The 22,938-nt window shown below is 67.0% G+C and carries 24 protein-coding genes; 2 read left to right on the top strand and 22 right to left on the bottom strand.

Going from position 1 to position 22,938, the window contains the following annotated elements; genetic code table 11:
• Positions 1-42: 42 nt before the first annotated feature.
• Entirely contained in the window at positions 43-546 is a 504-nt protein-coding gene (locus G015_RS0103810) for a heme-binding protein (RefSeq protein ID WP_018139090.1), read from the bottom strand.
• A 212-nt stretch (positions 547-758) separates the two neighbouring features.
• Between G015_RS0103810 and G015_RS0103805 the strand changes: the two genes are divergently transcribed.
• Positions 759-1,802, top strand: a complete 1,044-nt coding sequence (locus G015_RS0103805; RefSeq protein WP_020146183.1) for an acyltransferase family protein — start codon at positions 759-761, stop codon at positions 1,800-1,802.
• Here the strand turns inward: G015_RS0103805 and G015_RS0103800 are convergent, their stop codons facing one another.
• The 6 genes from G015_RS0103800 to G015_RS0103775 form a co-directional block, all read right to left on the bottom strand.
• Entirely contained in the window at positions 1,803-2,537 is a 735-nt protein-coding gene (locus tag G015_RS0103800) for a hypothetical protein (protein ID WP_020146182.1), read from the bottom strand. It abuts the gene before it with no gap.
• A gap of 139 nt (positions 2,538-2,676) precedes the next feature.
• Positions 2,677-2,880 (bottom strand): DUF2892 domain-containing protein, encoded by a 204-nt coding sequence (locus tag G015_RS0103795; protein ID WP_012982402.1) that lies wholly within the window; start codon positions 2,878-2,880, stop codon positions 2,677-2,679.
• A 110-nt stretch (positions 2,881-2,990) separates the two neighbouring features.
• Positions 2,991-3,194, bottom strand: a complete 204-nt coding sequence (locus G015_RS0103790; protein WP_018139087.1) for a DUF2892 domain-containing protein — start codon at positions 3,192-3,194, stop codon at positions 2,991-2,993.
• A gap of 388 nt (positions 3,195-3,582) precedes the next feature.
• The gene (locus G015_RS0103785) at positions 3,583-4,887 is read right to left on the bottom strand and encodes a citrate synthase (protein ID WP_018139086.1); all 1,305 of its coding nucleotides are present in this window, start codon (positions 4,885-4,887) and stop codon (positions 3,583-3,585) included.
• 135 nt (positions 4,888-5,022) lie between these two features.
• Positions 5,023-5,997, bottom strand: coding sequence for a sensor domain-containing diguanylate cyclase (locus G015_RS0103780; protein WP_020146181.1), 975 nt, complete (start codon positions 5,995-5,997; stop codon positions 5,023-5,025).
• 106 nt (positions 5,998-6,103) lie between these two features.
• A complete protein-coding gene (locus G015_RS0103775; RefSeq protein WP_018995277.1) occupies positions 6,104-7,600 on the bottom strand; it encodes an FAD-linked oxidase C-terminal domain-containing protein in 1,497 nt (498 codons plus the stop codon).
• Positions 7,601-7,834: 234 nt separating this feature from the next.
• On the opposite strand from G015_RS0103775, the gene G015_RS0103770 reads away from it, so the two are divergent.
• On the top strand, positions 7,835-8,728 hold the full coding sequence (locus G015_RS0103770) for an alpha/beta hydrolase (protein ID WP_020146180.1): 894 nt from the start codon (positions 7,835-7,837) through the stop codon (positions 8,726-8,728).
• 65 nt (positions 8,729-8,793) lie between these two features.
• Here the strand turns inward: G015_RS0103770 and G015_RS0103765 are convergent, their stop codons facing one another.
• From G015_RS0103765 to G015_RS0103695, 15 genes are all read right to left on the bottom strand, one after another.
• Positions 8,794-10,518, bottom strand: coding sequence for a complex I subunit 5 family protein (locus G015_RS0103765; protein WP_020146179.1), 1,725 nt, complete (start codon positions 10,516-10,518; stop codon positions 8,794-8,796).
• Positions 10,515-12,038, bottom strand: a complete 1,524-nt coding sequence (locus tag G015_RS0103760) for a complex I subunit 5 family protein (RefSeq protein ID WP_018174511.1) — start codon at positions 12,036-12,038, stop codon at positions 10,515-10,517. Before G015_RS0103760 ends, G015_RS0103765 begins: the two co-directional genes overlap by 4 nt.
• Positions 12,035-13,519 (bottom strand): complex I subunit 5 family protein, encoded by a 1,485-nt coding sequence (locus tag G015_RS0103755; RefSeq protein WP_020146178.1) that lies wholly within the window; start codon positions 13,517-13,519, stop codon positions 12,035-12,037. Before G015_RS0103755 ends, G015_RS0103760 begins: the two co-directional genes overlap by 4 nt.
• Positions 13,516-13,917: a cation:proton antiporter subunit C gene (locus G015_RS0103750; RefSeq protein ID WP_020146177.1), complete on the bottom strand. Its 402-nt coding sequence runs from the start codon at positions 13,915-13,917 to the stop codon at positions 13,516-13,518. Before G015_RS0103750 ends, G015_RS0103755 begins: the two co-directional genes overlap by 4 nt.
• Positions 13,918-13,936: 19 nt before the next feature.
• Entirely contained in the window at positions 13,937-14,932 is a 996-nt protein-coding gene (locus G015_RS0103745) for a hydrogenase subunit MbhD domain-containing protein (protein ID WP_020146176.1), read from the bottom strand.
• Positions 14,929-15,225, bottom strand: coding sequence for a monovalent cation/H(+) antiporter subunit G (locus G015_RS0103740; RefSeq protein WP_018139077.1), 297 nt, complete (start codon positions 15,223-15,225; stop codon positions 14,929-14,931). The genes G015_RS0103745 and G015_RS0103740 overlap by 4 nt, the downstream gene beginning before the upstream one ends.
• Entirely contained in the window at positions 15,215-15,532 is a 318-nt protein-coding gene (locus G015_RS0103735) for a monovalent cation/H+ antiporter complex subunit F (RefSeq protein ID WP_020146175.1), read from the bottom strand. Before G015_RS0103735 ends, G015_RS0103740 begins: the two co-directional genes overlap by 11 nt.
• Positions 15,529-16,083: a Na+/H+ antiporter subunit E gene (locus G015_RS0103730; protein WP_028490884.1), complete on the bottom strand. Its 555-nt coding sequence runs from the start codon at positions 16,081-16,083 to the stop codon at positions 15,529-15,531. Before G015_RS0103730 ends, G015_RS0103735 begins: the two co-directional genes overlap by 4 nt.
• Before the next feature lie 34 nt (positions 16,084-16,117).
• Entirely contained in the window at positions 16,118-16,648 is a 531-nt protein-coding gene (locus tag G015_RS0103725; protein ID WP_018993565.1) for an invasion-associated locus B family protein, read from the bottom strand.
• 114 nt (positions 16,649-16,762) lie between these two features.
• The gene (locus G015_RS0103720; protein WP_020146173.1) at positions 16,763-18,274 is read right to left on the bottom strand and encodes a glycosyltransferase family 39 protein; all 1,512 of its coding nucleotides are present in this window, start codon (positions 18,272-18,274) and stop codon (positions 16,763-16,765) included.
• The gene (locus G015_RS0103715; RefSeq protein ID WP_020146172.1) at positions 18,271-18,924 is read right to left on the bottom strand and encodes an HAD family hydrolase; all 654 of its coding nucleotides are present in this window, start codon (positions 18,922-18,924) and stop codon (positions 18,271-18,273) included. Before G015_RS0103715 ends, G015_RS0103720 begins: the two co-directional genes overlap by 4 nt.
• A complete protein-coding gene (locus tag G015_RS0103710; RefSeq protein WP_012982419.1) occupies positions 18,924-19,688 on the bottom strand; it encodes an SDR family oxidoreductase in 765 nt (254 codons plus the stop codon). Before G015_RS0103710 ends, G015_RS0103715 begins: the two co-directional genes overlap by 1 nt.
• Positions 19,685-20,983 (bottom strand): FAD-binding oxidoreductase, encoded by a 1,299-nt coding sequence (locus tag G015_RS0103705; RefSeq protein ID WP_012982420.1) that lies wholly within the window; start codon positions 20,981-20,983, stop codon positions 19,685-19,687. Before G015_RS0103705 ends, G015_RS0103710 begins: the two co-directional genes overlap by 4 nt.
• Positions 20,980-21,951, bottom strand: a complete 972-nt coding sequence (locus tag G015_RS0103700; protein ID WP_012982421.1) for a lysylphosphatidylglycerol synthase transmembrane domain-containing protein — start codon at positions 21,949-21,951, stop codon at positions 20,980-20,982. The genes G015_RS0103705 and G015_RS0103700 overlap by 4 nt, the downstream gene beginning before the upstream one ends.
• Complete coding sequence (locus G015_RS0103695; RefSeq protein WP_012982422.1) at positions 21,948-22,823, bottom strand: decaprenyl-phosphate phosphoribosyltransferase; 876 nt, start codon at positions 22,821-22,823, stop codon at positions 21,948-21,950. Before G015_RS0103695 ends, G015_RS0103700 begins: the two co-directional genes overlap by 4 nt.
• Positions 22,824-22,938: the final 115 nt, after the last annotated feature.

The following is a 22,938-nucleotide window of genomic DNA, read 5'->3' as shown; positions in this document are numbered from 1 at the left end:
GAAGGCCCTTCCCGAGCGGGAAGGGCCTTGTTCGTTGCAGGGTTAGAACAGGTCGTCGGCAATGGCCTCTATGCCCGCCTCGGCACACTCGTGGTCGACTTCACCACTGGGGGCGCCGGAGACGCCGATGCCGCCGATGATGCTCCCGTTATCGGTGATCTGCACACCGCCGCCCAGGATGGTGACATTGGGGAGGTGCTGAATGCCGTAACCGGCTTCGCCCGGCATCGTCATTTCGCGCAGTTCCAGGGTATCGGTACGGAAGCTGACCGCCGTCCAGGCCTTGGATACGGCGGTATCGACGGTATGAGCCCCGGCGAAGCGGTCGCGTTTGACGGCCTGGGTTACGCCGTGACGATCCACGACGGCCACCGCGACCTGGGTATCGCGATCACGACAGGCCTCCATGGCCGCCTCGACCGCCTTGACGGCGAGTTCGGGGAGGAGCGTCGGAGTGTTAAAGGTGCCCTCGCTGCTTTGCGCCGGGCTTGCGGCGAATACGAGGGCGCCGGCGAGGAACAGGGGGGTGAGCTTGGTCATGCGCATGGGAGCGACTCCTTTGTTTGGATCCCATCTGTTATCTAGTCATTGCTCGGGCGTTTCGCAATCCGGTGGAATACGAACGTGATCGGCGAAACGCTCGTCTGACGGGTGACCTCTCGGCGCGTGTCGGGCACGGTCGGGTGGTGAGAACGAGGAGCCACAAGTGTTTGGGAGATTGGGTGGGCTTGAGTAACGCCACGGAAGCCCGGCGACGGATGGAAGGGGTCGATGCGGCCCGTGCGCTGGCCATGATCGGCATGCTGATGGTGCATGTGGGGCCCACTCGTCTCGATTCGGTTGCAGGCCAGTGGTACGCGCTACCGCATGGGCGGGCCTCGGTGTTGTTCATGCTGGTGGCCGGGGTCGGAATCTCGTTCCTGGCGGCCTCGCGGCGTGTCGCGGCCGAGGGCCTGGCCGGGCAACTCCTCTGGCGTGCCTTGCTGCTGTTTCCATTGGGTCTGGCCCTGCAGGCGATGCAGAGCGAATTGAACGTGATCCTGCAGACCTATGCCCTGTTTTTCGTACTCTCCATCGGGCTGGTGCGGTTACGCACCACGGTGCTCTTCCTGGTGGGCCTGTTCGCCCTGGTGCTGGGGCCACCGCTGTACCTATCTGGCCAGATGCTGGACCCCGATACCTTCCAGCGGGTCGGTATCGGGCCGGACAACCCGCCCGGTGTAATGCTGCACGCCCTCCTGTTCTCGGGCCCGTACCCGCTGATCACCTGGATCGTGCCGTTTGTGGTGGGGCTGTGGCTGGGCCGCTGCGATCTGCGCAGCGATGCGCTGCGTTTGCGGATGCTGCTGGTGGGTGCCGCCGTTGCAGGGGTGGCCTGGGCGCTGCATGTCGCCCTCTTTGCGTGGTTGGGCGAGCCAGGCGGAGGTCTGCGCTGGGCCGATCTCGCCGACATGAAGGCCCACAGCCAACGTCCGCTATGGCTGTTGAATGCGACCGGGGTGGCGGTAGCCGTGCTTGCCGTGTGCCTGGTGGCGGCGGATCGCCTCGGGCGTGCGCTGTGGCCGCTGGTCGCGACCGGCCAGTTGGCGTTGACCTTCTACGTGCTGCACCTGGTTGTGATCGCCCTGTGGCGCGACGACGTGGTCTTCAAGCAGGACGCTGGCCCCGCATTGGTGGTGGTCGCGGTATTCACCGGGCTGTTCATGCTGTTTGCGGTGGGCTGGCGCCGACTGTTCCGCAAGGGGCCCCTGGAAAGCCTGCTGGTCGTGCCGTGGGCATGGAGGCGCCCGACGAAGAGCTGATCAGGCCGATTGGCGAGCTTGCTGCGCGAAGCTGCGTGTGGCCTGGCGGAACACCGGGCGCAACGGCTTGTTGAGGAAGGTTCGCGCCCGGCTCGGGGCAATGCCCTGATGGTGACAGAACAGGGCCAGCGCGTAGACGAGATCGTCGCGCCCGAGCGATGCCTGGCGTTCCGCACTCGGGGCACTGCAGGAGCCACAACCACCGACCCGCACGTGAAAGGCCGTATTGGCGAGCATCACACCGAATCCCATCTGTGTGGCCAGCAGTTCGGCTACATGCCCCTCGTTGCCCTCCTGCGAGGGGGCAGGTTCTTCCGAGGTGGGGAGGAGCCTCAGCGCGAGCTCGCGGGCAAAGTGCCCGATCAGGGCCTCGTTCTCGCCGACCAGCCGGGGATCGTAGGGAATCGGTATGGATTCGGGGCGGGGCGCATGGCCCCAGGAGCCCATCGGCACCGGGTTATCCAGGAGGTCATCCGGTTGCGCGAGCCGAAACGGGCCGTCGGCAAAGCCGGCATGGCTGCATACGGCGTCGAACACGATCTGCGCCATCCCGTGGCGGGTATCGGCCTGCCCGGGGAAATGCTCGCGAATCGGCAGAACGAGGTGGGCCTGACCGAGCGGCTGCGCCCAGACGGCCTGGCGCCGTGCCCAGAGCGTAACGGCGCGGACCCACTGGCGGGCCTCGGTGTCGGGTTCGGGGGCGCGCTGGAACAGACGCGGGATCAGCGAGAGCATCGTGGGAGGCTGGTTTGGGTGCCCCTCCATTGTGCGCCAGGGCGGGGCGTTTTGCAGGCCCTTAAGGAAACACTGTTCAGTGTTCCCTTAAAGCAAAAAGGCCCGGACCGAGCGGCCCGGGCCTTGCCATATTGCGGACCTAGTTGAAGGCCTCGCCGGGCTTGACGCCCATGGCCTTCAGGATCATGGCCAGCGGGCAGAAGCCGGTGAATGCCGACTGCAGCAGGTTGAAGCCGACGAACAGGGTCAGCAGCAGCCACCAGGGGCTGAACACCCAGGCCAGGATGGCACTGATGATGACGACGGTGCCGGCAAAGGCGAGGACAATGCGATCGATGCTCATGGGGGATTCTCCCGGGTTATCTATTAGACAACTCTAATATGTGCCCGCAGACACAGAAATACAAGGGCCCACTGGTCGGTGGGTCCGCACACGTGCCGGAACAGGTCGGTTCAGTGGAAGATCTCGCCGGGCTTCATGCCCAGGCTCTTCAGCACCATGGCCAGCGGGCAGAATCCGGTAAAGGCGGACTGGATCAGGTGGACGCCGATAAAGATCGTCAGCAGCAGCCACCATCCACTGGCGGCCCAGGTCAGCAGGGCACTGATCAGTACAACGATCCCGGCAAACACCAGGAAAAAGCGATCAAGCGTCATGGACGGTCCCTCCCTTGCGTCCGTTGTTTACCCAGTGATAGCACTGGCGCAGTCGCACGGCAAGGGAGGGGGAGCGCCAAGGGAAACACTGATCAATGTACACGCTCGCGTTGGTACCCCAGGTTTTCCGAGACAAGGCGCGTCGTGCAACGGGTAGTGGTTCTACCCGCAAGCGGCGCAACGCGGGATCGGGGAACCTGGGGTACCAACCCCACAATCCATTTAAAGCAGGGGCTCGGCCGCCCGTTGTTGATCAAAAACGGGCGTGCGCACGGCGTTGCGGCTCCCTTGTGCAGAATGACTGCACGGCAGTCACCGCGCCTTGTTCACACGTAAAAGCGACTCGAGCGCGAGCGTGTACATTGATCAGTGTTTCCCTAGAACGTTCCTAGCGTTCCTCGATCGCGATGTACTCGCGTGAGGGGTGCCCGGTGTAGAGCTGGCGCGGACGGCCAATGCGTGATTCCGGATCCTGCATCATCTCGTTCCAGTGCGAGATCCAGCCCACCGTGCGGGCCAGCGCAAAGATCACGGTGAACATGTTCAGCGGGATGCCCATCGCGCGCAGGATGATGCCGGAGTAGAAGTCCACGTTCGGATAGAGCTTGCGCTCGATGAAGTAGTCGTCCTCCATCGCGATGCGCTCGAGCTCCATGGCGACGTCGAACAGCGGTTGATTCTCGGCGCCCATGTCGCCCATCTCGGCCAGCAGTTCGTGGCACATCTTGCGGATGATCTTCGCCCGCGGATCGTAGTTCTTGTACACGCGGTGGCCGAATCCCATCAGGCGGAACGGGTCGTTCTTGTCCTTCGCGCGGGCGACGAAGTCCTGCACGCTCTTGTCGGAGTTCACGATCTCCTCGAGCATGCGCACGACCTTTTCATTCGCGCCCCCGTGCAGCGGACCCCACAGCGAGGCGATGCCGGCCGAGATCGCGGCAAACGGGTTCGCCTCGGAAGAGCCGGACAGGCGCACGGTGGAGGTTGAGGCGTTTTGTTCGTGATCCGCATGCAGGATGAGGATCAGGTCCAGTGCGCGTACGAAGACCGGGTTCGGCTGGTAGGGCTCGCTGGGCACCCCGAACATCATCGACAGGAAGTTGGCCGTGTAGGACAGGTTGTTGTCCGGATACATGAACGGCTGGCCGTGGGCGTACTTGTACGACCAGGCGGCGATCGTTGGCATCTTGGAGATCAGCCGGTGCGCGGCGATGCGGCGGTGTTCCGGGTTATGCACGTCGACGTTGTCGTGATAGAAGGCCGACAAGGCCCCCACCACGCCGACCATAATCGCCATCGGATGCGCATCGTGACGGAAGCCGTCGAAGAAGCGGCGGACCGCCTCGTGCAGCATCGAGTGGTCCTTGATGATGCGCGAGAAGTCGTGCAGGTCGTCGGAGGAGGGCAGCTCGCCGTTCAGCAGCAGGTAGCAGACCTCGAGATAGGTGCTCCCTTCCGCCAGCTGTTCGATCGGATAACCACGGTAGAGCAGGGTGCCTTCGTCCCCGTCGATGAAGGTCACATCCGAGCGGCAACTGGCCGTGGACATGAACCCCGGGTCGTAGGTGAAGTAACCGAGTTCCTTGTACAGCGCACGGATGTCGATGCAATTGGGGCCGTGGGCACCCTCCTGGATCGGCAGCTCGATGCTCTTGCCGGTAGTGTTGTCGGTCAGCGTGACGGTCTTGCTCATGAAACGGCCTCGAAGATTCGCTGGGGCGCCCGAACGCGCGGGGTCGAAAAGGGGCATGGTAAACCATCGACACCCGGTGGGCAGCGTTGTTCGGGCCCGTTTTTCCGAATTCTGGACAGGGTCCACCCCGGGCTGTCAGTGGTCGTTGCGCTGGCTGCGCTTGTCGTCGTACATGGCCTTGTCGGCATAGGCCTGGGTTGTTTGCAGGTCGCCACGCATATCGCGCGAGCAAGCGCCAAGTGCGGCGGAGACGCCGGCTTGGTCGAGTGCGTCACGCAGGCGCCGGGCGAGATCCGGGATGTAGTCGATGGGGGTCTCGGGGAACAGGACCGCGAACTCGTCGCCACCGATGCGGGCGACAGTGTCGATGTCGCGTACGGTCTCGCGCAATACACGGCCGGCGGTTGCGATCAGTCGGTCGCCGGCCTCGTGCCCCTCGCTGTCGTTGAGCCGCTTCAGTCCATTCAGGTCGACCATGACGACGCCGGCCGGTAGCCCGTGCCGCGCGCAACGTTCCTCCTCGGAGGCAAGGGCAAGCGACCAGCCACGGCGGTTGTACACGCCGGTCAGGGTGTCGGTGTGGGCCTCCAGTCTGAGCGCCTCCTGCTCCCGCTCCAGGCTGTCGACCTGGTGACGCATGTGAATCAGGGCCTCCAGCGTACCCACCGCGGCTTGTATCGGCGCGTTGTGTTCCTCCGACGAGATGGCGATGGTTTCCGGATGGATGGCGCAGAGGACGCCATACAGCTGGTGGTCAACGTCGCGGATGGGGTAGCCGATATAACTTCTGATTGGCGTCTCGCTACCGGCGGCGGCGAGCGCTTCCAGGGCCTCGGCATACGAGGGTTCGCGCGCGGCGTCCGCCGCAATGCGCGGGGCGCGGCCCTCGAGCATGCGGATGCAGAAGGAATTGCTCCAGTCGAAGACCGAGCCGGCCTCGATGCCGTAGCCGTGGTCATCCGCGCGCACTACGATCTGCTCGTTGCCCTCCACCCGTGTCAGCATCCAGGTGTCGAGCGGGGCCAGCAAATGGAGTAGCCGCAGCGTGCTGTCGACGCCCTGGTTGAACGAGTCGTAGGTGCTGTCGCACCGGTCCCGGGAACGCTTCATTCGATTGGGTCGGGCACCTCGTCAAGGGCCCGTGATCTTGGATTCTCGCTGCATCTTAGAGGATATGTCTCCAAGACTAAATAGTCCCGGGCCGCATTCGCCAACGCTAAAGGCGCGGCAGGTCGGGGTGCGGGAGTTGGCCGCCATGCACGTGCTGGCGACCGAACTCGGCGCAGCGTGCCAGTGTGGGCACCGCCTTGCCGGGATTCAGCAGGCCGAGCGGATCGAAGGCCTGCCGCAGCCGGTGGAACTGCTCGAGCTCGAGGGGCGCGAACTGCACGCACATGCCGTCGAGCTTCTCGACGCCCACGCCGTGTTCGCCGGTCACGGTCCCGCCAACTTCCACGCATAGCTCCAGGATCTGCTGCCCGAAGGCCTCGGCCGTTTCCAGCTGGCCGGGCTGGTTGGCGTCGTAGAGGATCAGGGGGTGCAGGTTGCCGTCGCCGGCATGGAAGACGTTGCACACGCCCAGGCCATGTTCGCGCGACAGTGCATTGATGCGCTCGAGCACGGTACCGAGCTGGTGACGGGGGATAGTTCCGTCCATGCAGTAGTAGTCCGGCGAGATTCGGCCCGCGGCCGGAAAGGCGGCCTTGCGCCCGGCCCAGAACAGGGCCTGCTCCTGGGCGTCGCGTGCGGTGCGAACCTCGGTGGCGCCAAGCTCGAGCAGCTTGCGGCGCACCACCATGATGTCCTCGGAGACCTCGGCGTTGGTGCCGTCGAGCTCGCACAGCAGGATCGCGGCGGCGTCCACCGGATAGCCTGCGTGCACGAAGTCCTCGGCCGCGCGGATCGCGGCGTTGTCCATCATCTCCAGGCCGGCCGGGATCAACCCGGCCGCGATAATCCCGGCCACCGCGCGCCCGGCCGCCTCTACCTCGTCGAAGCTCGCCAGCAGGACCTGGGTGCGTTCCGCTCGGGGCAGCAGGCGCACCGTGACCTCGGTGACGATGCCGAGCATCCCCTCGGAGCCGATCATCAGCGCCAGCAGGTCGGGGCCCGCGGTGTCCAGGGTCTTGCCGCCCAGGCGGATGATCTCGCCATCCAGCGTGACCATCTCCAGCCCCAGCACGTTGTGGACGGTGAGGCCGTATTTCAGGCAGTGCACGCCGCCGGCGTTTTCGGCGACATTGCCGCCAATGGAGCAGGCGATCTGGGAGGACGGGTCCGGGGCATAGTAGAGGCCCTGCGGGGCGGCGGCCTCGGAGATGGCGAGGTTGCGTACGCCGGGCTGCACGACCGCACAGCGATTGTCGGCGTCGATCTCCAGTATGCGATTGAAGCGGGCGAGGGACAGCAGCAACCCGGTGGCACTGGGCAGGGCCCCGCCCGAGAGTCCGGTGCCCGCCCCGCGGGGTACGATCGGGACCTGGTGCTCGCGGCATACCCGCAGGCAGGTGAGCAGTTCCTCCCGCGTGTGGGGCAGCGCGACGGCGCCGGGGGTCTGGCGATAGGCGGACAGCCCGTCACATTCGTAGGTGCGGCGCTCGTGGGCCTCCAGGATCAGCCGATCCGCGGGCAGCTCTTGCTGCAGGACCATGATCGCAGCCGCCAGCGCATCCAGCGCAGTGGAATCCGGGGGCAGGGGCTGTGCGGCAGTCATGGTGTGGTCAGGGGCGTCCAGGAGGGCGAAAGGCCCCTCAGGTTACAGGCCGTGGGCGGCGCAGGAAATGTCCGTGTCACTTCGTGGTGTCTCTAGGAAACGCTGATTTGGCAAGACGCAGCAACGGCGGATGCAATAAACAGAGTAAGGGTCGGGAATTTTTATTGTTTCGTGACAGTCTAGTCATTCGCGGGATTACTAGAATGATTCCAACCCCGACCCAAGGAGATTGAGATGCGGCATTCATGGATCACGACGGCCTGTGCGGCCGCTTGCCTGGCTTCAGCCCCGGCGTTTGCGGCCGACAAGGTCACGCTGGAGCATGACGACCTGACCCTGATCGGTCATTTCCAGGAAGGGGCCGGTGCCTCGCCTGAAGACGGTGTGGTGCTGATGCTGCATGGCACGCTCGCCCACGGCCGCATGGAGGTCATGCAGGCGGTCCAGGATCAGCTGGCCGACCGAGGCCACAATACGCTGTCGATCAACCTGAGCTACGGGATCGACGAACGTGAGGGGATGTTCGAGTGCGACGCGCCGATTCATCATGGCGTGGACGAGCACATGAAAGAGGTCGCGCTCTGGCAGGAGTGGCTGCAGGGCGAAGGCTATGGCCCGGTCACGCTGTTCGGGCATTCGCGTGGAGGCAACCAGGTGGCCCGCTATCTGACCGAGCACGATCCGGACGACATCCGCGCGATGGTTCTGGTCGCTCCGTCCACCTTTGATGCGGACAAGGTCGCGGCGGATTACGAAGATCAGGCCGGGGAACCACTGGGTGAAGTACTGGCCCGCGCCCAGGAGAAACACGACCGTGGCGACGGCTCCATGCTGGAAGGCGTGCGTTTTCTGCAATGTGGCGAACTGGATGTCGCACCCCATGCGTTCCTGAGCTACTACGATCCGGCCCCGGTCCACAACACGCCAAGCGTGATCGACGGCATCCAGACCCCGACGCTGGTGGTGATCGGGTCCGAGGATGACGTGGTGGCGGATCTGCCGGAGCGGATGGATGCGGTCGAGGACAAGGAGCACATCACGGTGAACACCGTCGATGGTGCGGATCATTTCTTCCGCGACTTCTTCGCCGACGACGTGGTGGACTTCACCGTCGACTTTCTCAGATGAGCACTGATCGGCTGATCTGAGCCCATCAGGCCGGCCCTTTCGGGTCGGCCTTTTTTGTGTGTGTCTCAACCGGCCCAGAGGGTCAGGTACAGACCCAGCATCGCGGCGGCGAACAGCAGGCCGATGGTCTCCCAGCGGGTGAGTACACGCTCGGCCAGTTCCAGCCGTTCACGAAGCCGGTAGCGTACCCAGCGCAGGCGCGCCGGGTGGCGCCCGACGCCGATCAATGCAGGGCGGCGGTGCCACAGGCGCTGGCTGGTGTGGGCGAGCCACTCCAGGGGCACGACGAGATCGCCTTCCTGCAGCCACGGCCGATCGCGATCCCGGGCCCATCGCCAGGCCAGCAGCCCCAGGACCAGGCCGACACCAATTGGCCAGACAAGGCTCAGACTCGTCAGGACGACCCAGGCGGAAACCTGCTCCGGTGGGGCGACTGCCACCCCCAGCAGGGGGAAGACCAGCGACATCGCCGCCAGGCCACCCCAGGCCCACCAGCGGCGCGAGTCCGCGCGCGGGGGCGTCTGGGTGTCTTGCTGTGTCTGATACCAGCGCCAGAGAAAGCGCAGCATCAGGAGCGTTGTGCCGGCGGCCGCCAGGGTCAGGGCGAACTCCGTATGAGCCATCCAGCCGGCCAGATCGGCGTCGTACAGCGGTTCCTTCAGGGTGTTCTTGGCCAGCGCGCCGCTGGTCATCGGCATCCCGGCCAGGGCGAGTGCTGGCAGCACCGCGAACAGGAAAAAGGCCAGGCGGCCTGTGCCACCCGCGGGGCGCTGCGCGGTCATCCCGGCGGCCAGGAACAGCGCACCCTTGGCAAAGCCGTGGTGCACGGCGTAGAGCGTAACGGCCATCAGCAGCCAGGCCCGCAGGTCAGGCAGGGCGAGTGCCAGCCCGACCCCGGCCGTCATCAGCCCCATCTGGCTGATGCTGGAGTACGCGAGGATGGTCTTGGGACGCGACTGCAGAACCCCGGCGAGTGCGGCGAGGAAGGCTGCCGACAGACCCAGGAGCACGAGGGTCTCGCCGAGCAGCACATGGCCGGTCTCATCCAGTGGCAATACCCGCAGCCAGCCCAGCAGGCCGGCCTTGATCATCGCCCCCGACAGCACGGCGCTGGCCGCGACTGGTGCGGCCGGGTGGGCCAGCGGCAGCCAGAAATGCAGTGGAAGCATCCCGGCCTTGATGCCAAACCCGAGCACCAGCAACGCAAGGCCCCAGCCTTCGGGGCGCGCCTCGGCGATCGCGGTCAGCCGCGTATCGCCACCCGCCTGGTGAATCGCCATGACGAAGCCGGAAAACAGCAGGATTTCGCCGACGACCGCCAGGATCAGATAGATGCGTCCGGCGCGCCAGGCCTCCGCTGTATTGGAGTGCACCACCAGGCCATAGGCCGCCAGGCTCATCAGGGAGAAGAACAGATAAAAGCTCAGGGCGTCCTGGGCGAGGATCAGGCCCAGGTTCCCGGAGAGCGCCAGCAGCCAGAACGCGTAGAAGCGGTGACGCAGCGGGTCATCCTGGCGATCGCTCAGCGCAAACAGGCCGGCCGCCAGCCACAGCCCAGAGGTCAACGCCAGAAAGGCCTGTCCCAGAGGGTCGAGCCCCAGCAGTGTGTTGAGCATCAGCCAGTCCAGGGCGGCGGGCTCGATATCGCCCCCGAAGGCCGCACCTCCAAGGCCCGGCAATGCCGCCCACGGGACCCAACGGTTGAAGCGGGTCCTGTGCGGCCGCAGGCCGATCAGTACCGCGAGCAGCAGCGGGACCAGGGGGATCGCGAGCCAGATCAGGGCGTTCATGGCGCGAACCCCGGGATCGAATAGTCGCGTTCCACGATCAGGGTCACCCAGTCGAGCGGGCTCAGGCTCATTCCCGCCAGCAGCCCGCCGAGCAGGCTCAGGGCCGCGACGAACATCGTGGGGACGAGCAGCATCCAGTGGGTCTCGAAGCGTGTGGGGCCGCTATGTTCGACCATGCGCTCGTGCCAGGACGAGCGTCGCTCGCCCAGCCAGCCGCGGATCACCGGCGGCAGGAAATACGCGGCATTGAGCAGGCTGCTGACGATCAGCACGGCCAGTACCCAGTGGAACTGGGCCTCCAGCGCCCCCAGGCCCAGATGCCACTTGGTGACGAAGCCCGCGAGCGGCGGCAGCCCGATCATGCCCAGGGCGCCCAGGGTAAAGGCCAGCATGGTCAACGGCATGCGGCGGCCCACGCCGTCCAGCTCGCTGATCTTGTGGATGCCGAGTGTCTCGGCAAAGTTGCCGGCACAAAAGAACAGCGTGATCTTGGTGATCCCCTGATGCACCAGATGCACAAGCCCGCCGATGACCCCCAGCGGCCCGGCCAGCGCGACACCCAGCACGATGTACGAGACCTGGCTGACGGTAGAAAAGGCCAGCCGCTGCTTCAGGTCGTCCGTGCGCAGGGCCTGGATCGAGCCGTACAGGATGGTGATCGCGGCGACCACTACCAGCCCTGCGGCGAGCCCGAGTTCCATCGTGACCTCGGCGCCATAGACGTCGTTCACCACCCGCACAATCCCGAAGGCCCCGGCCTTGACCACCGCGACCGCGTGCAGCAGGGCACTAACAGGGGCGGGCGCGACCATCGCGATCGGCAGCCAGGAGTGCAGCGGCACCAAAGCCGCCTTGACCCCGAACCCGATCATCAACATCACGAACAGGACCTTGAGCGTGGTCTCGTGCGTGGTCGCGAGTTCGCCGAGGTAGCCGCCCGGCACGAAGGATTCGGCACCGGCCAGAAGCGTCAGCCAGACGATCGCGGTGAACAGCACCAGCCCGCTGGTCAGGGTGTAGGCCAGATACAGGCGTCCGGCGCGCAGGGCGGCGGGTGTGCCGCGGTGCACCACCAGCGGCCAGGTGGCCAGCGTCAGCAGCTCGTAGAAGATCAGCAGCGTGATCAGGTTGCCCGACAGCGCGATCCCGACCGTGGCGCTGACACAAAGGGAAAAGAAGCCAAAAAAACGGCTCCGACGTGGCGAACCTTCCAGATAGCCGATGGCGTACACGGTGGTGACGAACCACAGCACTGCTGAGAGGGTGGCGAACAGCAGGGACAGGGCGTCCGCCGCGAGTACGAAGTCGATCCCCGGCAGCAGCGGGATGCTGAGCTGATATTCATCGCCGCGCAGGACGCCCAGCAGCAGCCAGCCGACCAGTACCAGCTTGGTCCCGGCCCCGCCGAGATTCAGCAGGGTCCGCAGGCCATAGCGCCGTTCGGGCAGGAAGAAGATCGCCAGGCCCGGGCCCAGCGAACTCATCAGGATGGCGAGGAGCAGCCAGCCGCCGTCGGTCATGGCGCCCCCGGGGTCAGTGTCAGGGTGTGCAGCGTCAGGGTGCCGGCGAATCCGGCGGCGGCCGCAACCACGGCCAGCCCCAGCGGCACCCAGTCCATCCACGGCGAGACGGCCTCACCGGCGTCCCGGGGCCCGCGGTGAAAGGCCGGGGCCACCATGCGCAGTACGTAGCCGGCGGCGAGCAGCCCGCCACCGGCAATCGCGATTACCCACAGCACGCCGATCAGGCTGCCCGCCAGGATCGTGGACAGCCCTGCCTCCAGCAGCAGGTATTTGGCGATGAAGCCGCCGGTGAAGGGCAGGCCCATGAGGCTGACCCCGGCCAGCCCGAGCGCAAACACGGTGCGTCCACGGGCGCGCAGGATCGCGCCCATGTCGGCCAGACGGTCATGTCCGGCCGCGTGTTGCAGCGTACCGGCGGCGAGAAAGACGGAGGCCTTGGCCAGCGCGTGGACGACGGCAAAGAACACCACGACCCTCCATGCCCCGGAGTCCACCAGCATCAGCGGGAAGGCGATCAGCAGATAGCCGAACTGGGCCACCGTGGAATAGGCAACGATGGATTTCAGACGCCCGGACCGCAGGGCCTGGGCCGAGCCCCAGACCAGCGCGGCCACGCCGAGCAGCCCCACCAGGATGCCGAACGCCGGTGTGGCCAGCGGGGCAAAGGGCCCCATCCACAGGCGCAGGATCAGGTAGAACGAGCCGGTGACTACCAGGCCCGAGAGTACGGCACTGACCGGGGCCGGGGCGGAGCCGTGTGCCGGGGCGAGCCAGACATGCAGTGGGAACAGCGCCGCCTTCAGCATCAGCCCGGCGGTCATCAGTACCGCGGCCATGCGCTCGGTGGGGCCGATCTCGGTGCGCGCCTCCAGCAGCACCAGGTCCAGTACTCCGTGCTCCCCGAACAGGAGTACAACCCCCATCAGGAAACTGAGCGAGCCGAGGATGTTGATCAGCAGATAGCGCATTGCCCCGGAGACCGCAGCGGCGGTGCCGGTGAACGCCACCAGCGCCACCGCCGACAGCGACACCACCTCCAGCGAGATGTACAGGTTGAAGGCATCGCCGGACAGCAACAGCATGTTCAACCCGGCCCACAGCCACAGCCACAGGGGCCAGAACTGGCGGCGCTCGATCGGGTCGTGCACGTACCCGAGGCTGTACAGGCTGGTCGCCAGCCCCACCACGCTGGTAAGGACCAGCAGCGTCATCGACAGCCCGTCCAGGTGCAGCATCACGCCCAGCGGCGCCTCCCAGCCGCCCAGCGCCACGCGTGTGGCCGCGTTCTCCGGCTCGGGTCCTGCAGCCAGGAACAGGGCGCTCAGCGCCACCACGGCTGCGGCCATTAGAACCGCGCCATAACCCCCGATCCGGTGCGCCTGGCGCGGCCAGATCGTGGCGAGGATGGCCAGCGCCAGTGACAGGGCCACCAGGCCGCTGATCGCCAGCGGGAGCATTGCGGCGGGTGTCTCGCTCATTCGCGACGCTCCCGCTCGTACTCCGCGGAGGGGGCATGTTCCTCGCGCGAGATGTCATCCACCGGCGCGTCATCGTCCGGCGGGCCCGGCAGCATCATCGCCTGGCCCGTGATCCGTGCCAGGCGCACGACCAATGCCAGGGCAAATGCCGTCGCACTGACCGCGACCACGATGCCGGTCAGCGTCAGCGCCTGCGCAACTGGGTCTGGTGGACCCTCGCCGCGGGCCGCAATGCCCAGCAGCACCATGAAGACGCCGGAACCCATGATGTTCAACGCGAGAACCCGCAGCACAAGGTGATGGCGGCGGATCAGCCCGTACAGGCCGAGCGCGAACAGGATCGCGCCGGCCGTCGGGTAGATCAGGCCCGGGGCCAGTTGCTGGGCGAGCCATTCCATCAGCAAGCGTCTCCGGCCATCAGTGATCGTCTCCGGCAGGCCGCCCGGCAATGAACAGCGCCACCAGGGTGAGCGCGATCGACAGCGTGGCCGCGACCTCGATCACGATGATCAGCGGATAGGCCCATTCGGGCGGATAGCCGAGCAGGCCCGGGCCGATGAACAGGCCGATGATGCCGATCGCCAGGAACAGGCCCACCCCCGCGGCCAGTCCGAGCCGCAGCGGCGTACTCGGCGCCATCGGCAGGTCGCGCGGCCGCGCCAGTACAAGCAGGATGCCCGCGGCACCCAGGATGGCCCCCGCCTGAAACGCCCCGCCCGGGGCATGGCTGCCCGCCCAGAGGATATACACGCCCGTAACGATCGCGACCGGCACCAGGAGCCGGAGGGTGCCGGGCAGGATCGGGCCCGGTGCCGGGCGTGCCGGCAGGCGGTCGTAGCGGCCCAGCGACCAGGCCCCGAGCAGTGCGATCAGGACGATCGCCAGCTCCAGGAAGGTGTCATAGGCGCGAAAGTTCAGCAGTACGGCGGTGATCGGGTGATCCACGCCCGAGACGCCCATGTGTTCGTCGACCACGGGCTCCAGGCCCACGGCCTCCGGCTGATGCCACAGGGCGGTGACCATGAGCCCGCCAACCACCAGGGCGAAGGTCAGTGCCGGAAGAAAGGTCCGTCGTGGCGGCGGGGGGTCATGCAGGGCGTGCAGCAGGGCATCGGCGCCGGCCGGGTCGGGTGGCTCGTCAGGGCGTCCACGCCGGCGTTCGACCGCGATGCTGCGCAGCCTCTCCAGCGTGACCAGCAAGAGGGCACCGGTGATCCCGGCGCCAATCGCGGCCTCGGCCAGGGCGATGTCGGGGGCCTCCAGACGCACCCAGGCCAGCGCCAGCAATAGCCCGAAGGTGATGAAGAGCACCACCGCCCGGAACAGGTCGGTACTCGCCAGGCAGCGCCAGGCGACCCCGAGGAGTCCGACCAGCAGGACCAGGTCGAAGACGACGAGGAGCAGGCCGCTCATCGGTCGGACTCGAATTCCCCGTGGGTCCAGGTGCGTTGCGCCACCATGTGCGCGGCCGTGGTGCCGGCCGCCAGGACCAGTACCCAGATCAGGAACAGCTTGAGGATGTCCGCCGGCCCGCCGGCCTGGAGCATCAGGCCGAGGATCACCAGCCCCAGCCCGACGTTGTCCGCCTTGGTCAGGGCGTGCAGGCGGGAGTACACATCCGGGAAGCGCAGCAGCCCGGCCGTCCCGGCCGCGAAGAACACGAGCCCGGAAAGGATCAGGATCACGGTCAGGGTGTTAGCGATCATCGTCCGGCTCCTTTTTCTGGCCGTGGCGCCGATGGATGGGGGTGCCCGAGGGTTCCGGCAGGCCGTGCTGGCGGACGAATGCGACTGCGGCCACCACTGCCAGCAACGCGAAGACCAGTGCGACGTCGACCAGTGCCGGGGTCTCCAGTGTCAGCGACAGCAACAGCAGTATGGTGACGCCGGTGGTGCCGAACAGCTGGGCGGCCAGCATGCGGTCGCCGGAGCCGGGGCCGCGCAACACGCGGATCAGGCCGAGCAGGATCGTCGCCAGCAGAAAGAGTGCGGCACCCAGATAGAAGACAGTCATTGTGACTCCTCTGATTGCCGGCGGGGGTCTTCGAAGGCGGCATGGATGCGTTTCTCAAGCTCACGCAGGGCCATTTCAGGTTGGCTGTGGCGATCCAGCACATGCACGGTCAGCAGGCGCCCCTCGAGGCGAACGCTGAGGGTCCCCGGGAGCAGGCTGAGCACGGCCATGAACAGGGTCAGCGGTGGTCCATGCGGGAGGTCGGCCCGGTACTCGATGAAGTCCGGCGCGATGGGCAGCTTGGGGTCCAGTGCGCGTCGGGCGATGTCGATACCGCCGAGGAAGGAGGCTCGCAGGAAATAGCCGATCAGGCCCGGTATGGCCCGGAATCGGACGGCGAGGGGGCGACCGGTGGGCAGTACGAGGCTGGCGGCCCCGGCCAGCAGAACCGCGAGCAGTGCCAGGGGTTCCAGCAGGGCATCCAGCCCGGCCAGCATCCACCAAAGCACGGCGGCGGCCAGGACAGTCCAGGCTGCCCGCCGCCAGCGTGCCCGGGCGCGGTTGAGACCGGCCCGGCTCGTTGCGTCCCTGTGCTTCGCCACACGGGTCATTGTACCGGCCCGTGTGGCGCAGCCAAGCGAAGGCCTAGAGCCGCTCGCTGGCGTCGGTGAAGCCCATCAGCGAGACGTCGAAGGCCAGCGGCTGGTCGCCGTGCAGCGGCCAGAAGCCGACCGTCAGCGCACTGCCGCCACGCATCGCGTTGAACTGGCTCTCGCTGAGCTCATGGCCCGCGACGCAGCCCTGCTCCACGCAGGCGATGTAGGGGGCCTCGATTTCCTCGCCATCGTCATCCACCTGCATCAGGATGCCGGGGCGCAGGTCCACGCCCAGTGGCAGCAGGATCTCGATGATGTAGCTGTCACCATCGCGGAACAGCGAGGCCTGCAGGTAGGCGCCCTGTGCCTGCTCGTCCTGGATCTGCAGCGTCTGCTGCATGCGGCAGCGCTCGCCGCCCTGGGTCTCGATGCAGGCGACCTCCCAGTCCTGGTAGGTCGTGGTCTCCGGCTCCTGCTGCTGCATCTGCTCTTCCATCTGCGGGTCGGTCTGGGCCTGGGCCAGGGTCAGGCCCGGGATGGCCAGCAGCAGCGCACCAGCGAATGCCAGGTAAGGCTTCATGTAGGGATCTCCGTCATTGCATTGGCAAACGCGTCAGCTTGAACGCGCGTTGCGGCAGGTTCAAGCGTATCGGCATGCCTGTGTGACCGTAATACCGCACCGATGTTCGCGGCGTTACTGGCTGTAGCGATCGGTGAAGTCGCAGCGGCCTTCGGGGAGCCAGGCGGGGATAGCGTAGTAGTCGGCCAGGACCTCGCTCAGCACCTGCTCGTGGTAGGCGTCATAGCGAAATCCGCGGCCCTCGGCGATCTCCCAGTCGATCCCGCGGATCGCCTGGCGGCGGACCACGACCTCGTCGAAGAAGGGTTCCAGGTCGTCGGGGTCGACCTCGCCGCGGGTCGCAACGTAGAGCAGGTTGGCGCCGTCCAGGGCGCGGAAGTCGGTCAGCAGGTCGTCCTGGCGGCCGTAGTGCGAGCCGGAGCCGAACACCCCGACGTCGCGTCCGGCGTAGTAGGCGAGTACTGCGGAGCGTGAATAGCTGCGCGTGAATACGTGCCAGTCCGGCTCGTATTCGTTCACGGCCGCGGCCACGGATTCCGGGGCGAGGTAGTAGACCGCATCGGCGTAACGGTCGTGGTTCTCGAGCCATTCCACGGGCATCAGCGCGATCATCAGGAGCACCACCGCATGTACGCCGGCCAGGAGGGCCGAGAGCCAGGCGCTGACGTTGAGCGCGCGGGTGCTCAGGAACAGGGCGGGCAGCAGCAGGAAGGGCACGAACACCGCCAGCCAGTGCAGGCCGATGCTCTTGACCGGCGCCAGCAGGGCGAACACCGCGAGCGGGATCAGCCCGGCGCTCAGGAAGACCCCGAAGCGATGTTCACGGATGCCGGGCCCCAGTACGCGGAACTCGCGGGCGATGAACCACAGCAGCCAGGGGGTGAACACATAGACCAGCATCGCCGCGTAGGCGAGCAGGTTGGTCAGGTCGATCCCGTCGCCGCCATGCCGGTTCACGATGTTGAACATCACGTTGTACCAGCAGTTGTCCCAGTTCCAGTACAGGTTCAGGGCCACCGCCGGCACCACGCCGAGGATGATCAACAGCAGTCCGCGCCAGTGGCGCGGCGCGAACAGCAGGATGTGCAGCCCCAGCGCGATCCCGAGCAGCACCGCGAAGTACTTCGACAGGAAGGCCAGCCCCAGCGCGATCCCGGCCAGCAGGAACCAGCCCGGACGCCCGGTGCGCAGCGCGTGCCAGGTCAGGCCGGTGGCCAGCAGGCCGAACAGGAGCAGCGGCGTGTCCGTGGCGGTCAGCACCGCGATGAACAGCAGCGGCATGAACAGGGCGATCAGCGAGACCAGACGCGCCCGGACCGGGTCCTGCCGGTGCCACAGTGCAAGGATCAGCAGGGCGGGGGCCATGGATACGGCGATCCCCAGTGACCGGATCGCGAGCGGGTGGTCCGAGATCGCGAGCACCAGGCTCAGCCACCAGCCGACCATCGGGGGGTGGTCGTAGTAGCCGAGATCGGGATTCTGCCCCCAGATCAGGAAGTACGCCTCGTCGCCCGTGATCGGCAGGGTCCAGGCGATCAGGATCTTGGCGGCCAGGGCGGTCAGCAGCGCCGCACCGTAGTGGCGCGCGAGCCAGGGCGCGCCGGGAGGCAGCCGATCTGCACTCATGCCGACGACGTGCCCGTCTGGACCGGCTCGAACCGGCCGCCCCGCAGCCGATAACCCGTGGTCACCATCTGCAGCATGGGCTCGTCCCCCGCGGTGTCGCCATAGGCGGCGTAGAGATCCACAGGGGTATCCGGATCGAAGCGCCCCAGCCAGCTGGCGATCGCGGCGGGCTTGGCCGCGCCCTGGCAGTTGGTTCCGTCCAGATGCCCGCTGACGCGGCCGTGCTCGTCGACCGCCAGGCGCGAGCAGATCACGTCGGCCAGGCCATGGCGCTCGGCCCAGGGCTGCAGCCACAGATCCAGCGAGGCCGAGACCAGCACGCAGGTGTCGCCGGCCGCCTGATGGTGTTGCAGGCGTTCCATGCCGGCCGGTCGCAGCAGGCGGTCCAGCACGCGATCCGCGAAGGCATGGCCCCGGGCCTGCAGATCGTCCAGGGATGCGCCGCCGATCATCCGCTGGAGCACGGCCTCCTTGGCGACCTGGTTGGCGATGCGGCCGCGCGCGAAGCCCGCCAGGGTCGGCAGGCAGCCGGGCAGGGCCGCGACAAAGCGCGGCGTACCCAGCGCGAAGCGCAGGAACGGGAACAGGCTGTCGCGTCGGGTCAGGGTCCCGTCGAAGTCGAACAGCACGATGCGTTGCGGCGCCGTCATTACAGCTTCAGGCGTTTGAACAGGTATTCGGGGATGAGGCGGATCACGGTCATGATGCCCCACCAGATCCAGGGCAGGTAGGCGACATCGCGGCCGCGGCGCATGGCCTTGACGATCCCGCGCGCGACCGTATCGGGCTCCGCCCACAGCGCGCCGGCGCGGTTGAAGCCCTCGGTCATCGGGGTGCGCACGAAACCCGGCTTGATCGTGACCACATCCACGCCGCTGAAGAACAGCCGGTTGCGCAGCCCCTGGAGATAGGTGGCCAGCATGCCCTTGGCGGTGCCGTAGACGTAGTTGCTCTGACGCCCGCGGTCGCCGGCGACCGAGCCGATGGCGGCGATCACGCCACGGCCGCGCTGCTCGAAGTCGGGTGCGATGCAGGCCAGGAAGGCGATGGCGCTGGTGCCGTTCACATGGATCGCCTCCAGTGTGGTCGCGACCGACGTGTTGCAGGCCTCCTGATCCGGCAGCGTGCCCCAGGCCAGCAGCACCGCATCGATGTTATCGCTCAGCGCTTCGCGGGCCTGCGCCCAAACATCCGCGTGGGCGTCGATGTCCGCCAGGTCGGCCGTCGTGCCGAGGATGCGCGTGCCGGAGGCATCGTCGCCGCGTACGCGCAGATCCTGCAGCAGGGGCTCCAGGCGCTCGCCGTCGCGCGCGACCAGAAACAGTCGGGCCCCGTGCTCGGCGAGTTCGCGCGCGACGGCGGTGGCGATCGCCGAGGTGGCGCCGAGGATCACGACAGACTGCAAACGGTTCATTTGGTCACCCTGCGCCAGAAGCCGGAGGAGAATTCGGGGTCGACAAAGCTAGCGAACTCCTCCCAGCGGGGAAAGCCGCTGCGGAACAGGTCGGGTGACATGCGCGCATCCTTGGCCGGGTACAGCGCGCCGCCGGCCTCCTGCACGATGTGGTCCAGGCGCCGGAACAGGTGCTCGGTCTCGTTGCCGCGTTCGGGGAAGTCCAGCGCCAGGGTCGCCCCAGGACGGGGGAATGACAGCATGCCCGGCCCCGCGCGATCCCCGAAGCGCTTGAGCACGGCGAGGAACGAGCCCTGGCCGCTGGCGGCCACGGCGTCGAGCAACGCCTGCATGCCGTCCTTTTGCGCATGCGGGGGCAGCACGCACTGGTACTGGTAAAAGCCCTTGTACCCGTAGATGCGGTTCCAGTGGCGGATCGCGTCCAGCGGAAAAAGCCAGGGCAGGTGATGGACGGCGCGGGCGGTCGGGTGTACGGATTGGCGGTAATAGAGCTGGTTGAACAGCCGCAGGGTCACCCGGTTGACCAGTGAAACCGGCGGGTCCAGCGGTATGGCACGGCGGGGCTCCCGGTATTGGCTGCGCGCCGGTGCGGTGGTGGCGTGGCGCGCCCCGCTGTAGATGCCGCGCCCGACCTCGCCGCGCGGGCCCGGGTTCAGGCAGTCGATCCAGGCGACGGTGTAGGGCCATTCGCGCTCGGCCCGGGCGTCCAGCTCCCAGAACTCGTCCAGGCTGTCGAAGCGCTGCGACCACGCGCGCATCCAGGGCGTGCGTACGGGCACGAGCTGCAGCGTGACCGTCTCGATCAGGCCCGTCAGCCCGAGCCCGCCGACGGTCGCGGCGAACCAGTCCGGGGTGTCGTCGGGGGTCACCTCGAGGCATTCGCCGGCCGAGCGGCGCAGGGTCATGGCGCGGACGTGCTCGCCGAAGCTGCCGGCATGGTGGTGGTTCTTGCCGTGCACGTCGTTGGCCACCGCGCCTCCGAGCGTGACAAAGCGCGTGCCGGGTACCACCGGCACGAACCAGCCGCGCGGGACCGCGAAGCGCAGCAAGTCGTCCAGGGTCAGGCCGGCCTCGGCGGTGATGCGGCCCGTATCGGGATCGAAGGCGATGAAGCGATCAAGGTCGCGAGTATGCAGCAGGCTCCCGCCGGGATTCAGGCAGACGTCGCCGTAGCTGCGGCCGAGGCCGTAGGCCAGCAGTGGGTGTGAAGCCCCGGGCAGGGGCTGGCCGCGCCGGTTCAGCGTGACCTCGGCGGCGTGCGCGACACGCGGGATGCGGTTCCAGCTCGTGGTCATGCCGTGGCCTCCGGTTGTTCGCGGCCGCGAGCCTCGGGGTTGGTGCCCAGGGCCATCAGGCCCAGGATGACCGCGAACCACAGGGTGGTGAAGCGGATCAGCATGGTGGCGGCGACCGCATCGGCCGCGGGCATGTCGTGCAGCAGCAACAGGCCGACCATCACGGCCTCGGTCCCGCCGAGCCCGCCGGGCAGGAAGCTCAGCGCGCCGGCCAGCATCGCCAGCGCAAACACGAATGCGGCGAAGGCAAAGCTGGCCTCGAAGCCCATTGCGTTGAGGATCCACCAGAAGGCGAGCGCCTCCGCGCTCCAGGCGACCACACTCAGAATGGTCGCCCCGGCCAGCAGGGTGGGGCGGTGGCAGCGCCGGGCCTGCAGCAGGATAGTCGCCAGGTGATGAACGGTCCGCCACAGGCGCTGGCCGGGCCGGTCCGTCCACGTCTGCAGTCGTGCGAGTGGTCGGCGCCACGACAGGATGACCAGCGCGAGCGCCACCGCACTGGCCCCGGCGAGGATCAGCCAGCCACCCTGGGCCACCAGGGTGAAGCCCAGCATCGACAGCAGCACGACCGCGATCAGATCGGACAGACGCTCGCTGACGAAGGCCGCCAAGCTGTCGGGATAGGGAACATGGCGTCGCTTCAGCAATACGCCGCGCAGGGCCTCGCCGGCCTTTCCGGGTGTGGTGGTCAGGGCAAAGCCCGCCAGGTAGATGTGGGCGCTCCTGCGCAGGGGCACGTGGTGACCCAGCCGGCGCAGATAGAGCTGCCAGCGTGTGAAACGCAGCGAGTAGTTCACCAATGAGAGCGACAGGGCCAGCAGCAGGCCCCCGATCCCCACCAGCGCGAGGGCATGCCAGACCTCGGCGGCCCCCGCCCACAGCGCAACCCCGAGATACAGCACAACGGCCGCGATGACGGATAGCATCACGGCCCGCATGCGCCAGCCGGACAGCAGGACCGCACTCATGCGAGTACGGCGATGGTGACGCCCAGCCAGACGGCAACCGTTGCGAGCAGGTGCGGGTCGGTGACCAGGTCGCGCGAGGTGTCGTTGCCGCCACCACGGGCGTGCAGCAGGAACAGGTAGCGGAAGATGCCGTAGATCACGAACGGCAGCGTGTAGATCAGTCCATCCGTGCCGTGCAGGTCGATCGTCTGGGCACTGACCGTGTAGAGCCCGTACGACAGGACTGTGCAGGCCGCGCTGATCGCGATGAACTGGTCCACCAGGCCCACGCTGTAGTCATTGAGTACGCGGCGCGGGCCTTCCCGTTCGGGAGAGCGCTCGATTGCGGTATCCGCCAGTTCCGCGCGGCGCTTGGCGAAGCCGAGAAACAGTGTGAGCATCAGGCCGCACAGCAGCAGCCACTGCGAGGGCTCGATCCCGAGCCCGAGCGTGCCGGCCAGGATGCGCAGCATGAAGCCCGCCGAGATGCTGAACACATCCAGGATGACGACATGCTTCAACCACCAGGAGTAGGCGACGTTCAGCACCAGGTAGGCAAGCACTAGGGCGGTCACGCCGGTGCTGACCATGGCCGCCAGTACGAGGGCGACCACCACCAGTGTGGCGAAGATCGCCCAGGCCGTCCCGACCGGGATTGCCCCGCTGGCGATGGGCCGGTTGCACTTGACCGGGTGCTGGCGGTCGGCCTCGACATCGACGATGTCGTTCAGCACATACACCGCACTCGCAATCGCACAGAAGGCGATAAAGGCGACCCCCGCGGCCAGCAGCATCGCCGGTTCCCACTCGTGGGCGAATACGACGCCCAGCAGGACAAACCCGTTCTTGATGTACTGGTGCGGCCGCAGCAGTTTGATCAGTGGCTGAAGCATCGAGGGGTTCCGGGGCATTTGCTCTGGGAAACACGGACCAACGCGAGTGGGTACATGGGTCGGCGAGTCCGTGAAGTCTACTGGGGCCAGGGATGCGTTACCATCGGCGGCGTTT

The organism is Thioalkalivibrio sp. ALJ15, from assembly GCF_000383695.1.
Taxonomy (GTDB): Bacteria; Pseudomonadota; Gammaproteobacteria; order Ectothiorhodospirales; family Ectothiorhodospiraceae; genus Thioalkalivibrio.
Note: the sequence above shows the minus strand (reverse complement) of the source record. Positions and strands in the feature narration are given on the sequence as shown.

Bases quoted from the DNA above. Each gene is read 5' to 3' on its own strand.
- G015_RS0103730 (WP_028490884.1), bottom strand. From the start codon at position 16,083: ATGACCCGTGTGGCGAAGCACAGGGACGCAACGAGCCGGGCCGGTCTC.
- G015_RS0103790 (WP_018139087.1), bottom strand. From the start codon at position 3,194: ATGACGCTTGATCGCTTTTTCCTGGTGTTTGCCGGGATCGTTGTACTG.
- G015_RS0103770 (WP_020146180.1), top strand. From the start codon at position 7,835: ATGCGGCATTCATGGATCACGACGGCCTGTGCGGCCGCTTGCCTGGCT.
- G015_RS0103765 (WP_020146179.1), bottom strand. From the start codon at position 10,518: ATGAACGCCCTGATCTGGCTCGCGATCCCCCTGGTCCCGCTGCTGCTC.
- G015_RS0103745 (WP_020146176.1), bottom strand. From the start codon at position 14,932: ATGAGCGGCCTGCTCCTCGTCGTCTTCGACCTGGTCCTGCTGGTCGGA.
- G015_RS0103755 (WP_020146178.1), bottom strand. From the start codon at position 13,519: ATGAGCGAGACACCCGCCGCAATGCTCCCGCTGGCGATCAGCGGCCTG.
- G015_RS0103695 (WP_012982422.1), bottom strand. From the start codon at position 22,823: ATGCTTCAGCCACTGATCAAACTGCTGCGGCCGCACCAGTACATCAAG.
- G015_RS0103760 (WP_018174511.1), bottom strand. From the start codon at position 12,038: ATGACCGACGGCGGCTGGCTGCTCCTCGCCATCCTGATGAGTTCGCTG.
- G015_RS0103740 (WP_018139077.1), bottom strand. From the start codon at position 15,225: ATGATCGCTAACACCCTGACCGTGATCCTGATCCTTTCCGGGCTCGTG.
- G015_RS0103805 (WP_020146183.1), top strand. From the start codon at position 759: ATGGAAGGGGTCGATGCGGCCCGTGCGCTGGCCATGATCGGCATGCTG.
- G015_RS0103720 (WP_020146173.1), bottom strand. From the start codon at position 18,274: ATGAGTGCAGATCGGCTGCCTCCCGGCGCGCCCTGGCTCGCGCGCCAC.
- G015_RS0103795 (WP_012982402.1), bottom strand. From the start codon at position 2,880: ATGAGCATCGATCGCATTGTCCTCGCCTTTGCCGGCACCGTCGTCATC.
- G015_RS0103735 (WP_020146175.1), bottom strand. From the start codon at position 15,532: ATGACTGTCTTCTATCTGGGTGCCGCACTCTTTCTGCTGGCGACGATC.
- G015_RS0103785 (WP_018139086.1), bottom strand. From the start codon at position 4,887: ATGAGCAAGACCGTCACGCTGACCGACAACACTACCGGCAAGAGCATC.
- G015_RS0103710 (WP_012982419.1), bottom strand. From the start codon at position 19,688: ATGAACCGTTTGCAGTCTGTCGTGATCCTCGGCGCCACCTCGGCGATC.
- G015_RS0103715 (WP_020146172.1), bottom strand. From the start codon at position 18,924: ATGACGGCGCCGCAACGCATCGTGCTGTTCGACTTCGACGGGACCCTG.
- G015_RS0103750 (WP_020146177.1), bottom strand. From the start codon at position 13,917: ATGGAATGGCTCGCCCAGCAACTGGCCCCGGGCCTGATCTACCCGACG.
- G015_RS0103800 (WP_020146182.1), bottom strand. From the start codon at position 2,537: ATGCTCTCGCTGATCCCGCGTCTGTTCCAGCGCGCCCCCGAACCCGAC.
- G015_RS0103705 (WP_012982420.1), bottom strand. From the start codon at position 20,983: ATGACCACGAGCTGGAACCGCATCCCGCGTGTCGCGCACGCCGCCGAG.
- G015_RS0103700 (WP_012982421.1), bottom strand. From the start codon at position 21,951: ATGAGTGCGGTCCTGCTGTCCGGCTGGCGCATGCGGGCCGTGATGCTA.
- G015_RS0103775 (WP_018995277.1), bottom strand. From the start codon at position 7,600: ATGACTGCCGCACAGCCCCTGCCCCCGGATTCCACTGCGCTGGATGCG.
- G015_RS0103810 (WP_018139090.1), bottom strand. From the start codon at position 546: ATGCGCATGACCAAGCTCACCCCCCTGTTCCTCGCCGGCGCCCTCGTA.
- G015_RS0103780 (WP_020146181.1), bottom strand. From the start codon at position 5,997: ATGAAGCGTTCCCGGGACCGGTGCGACAGCACCTACGACTCGTTCAAC.
- G015_RS0103725 (WP_018993565.1), bottom strand. From the start codon at position 16,648: ATGAAGCCTTACCTGGCATTCGCTGGTGCGCTGCTGCTGGCCATCCCG.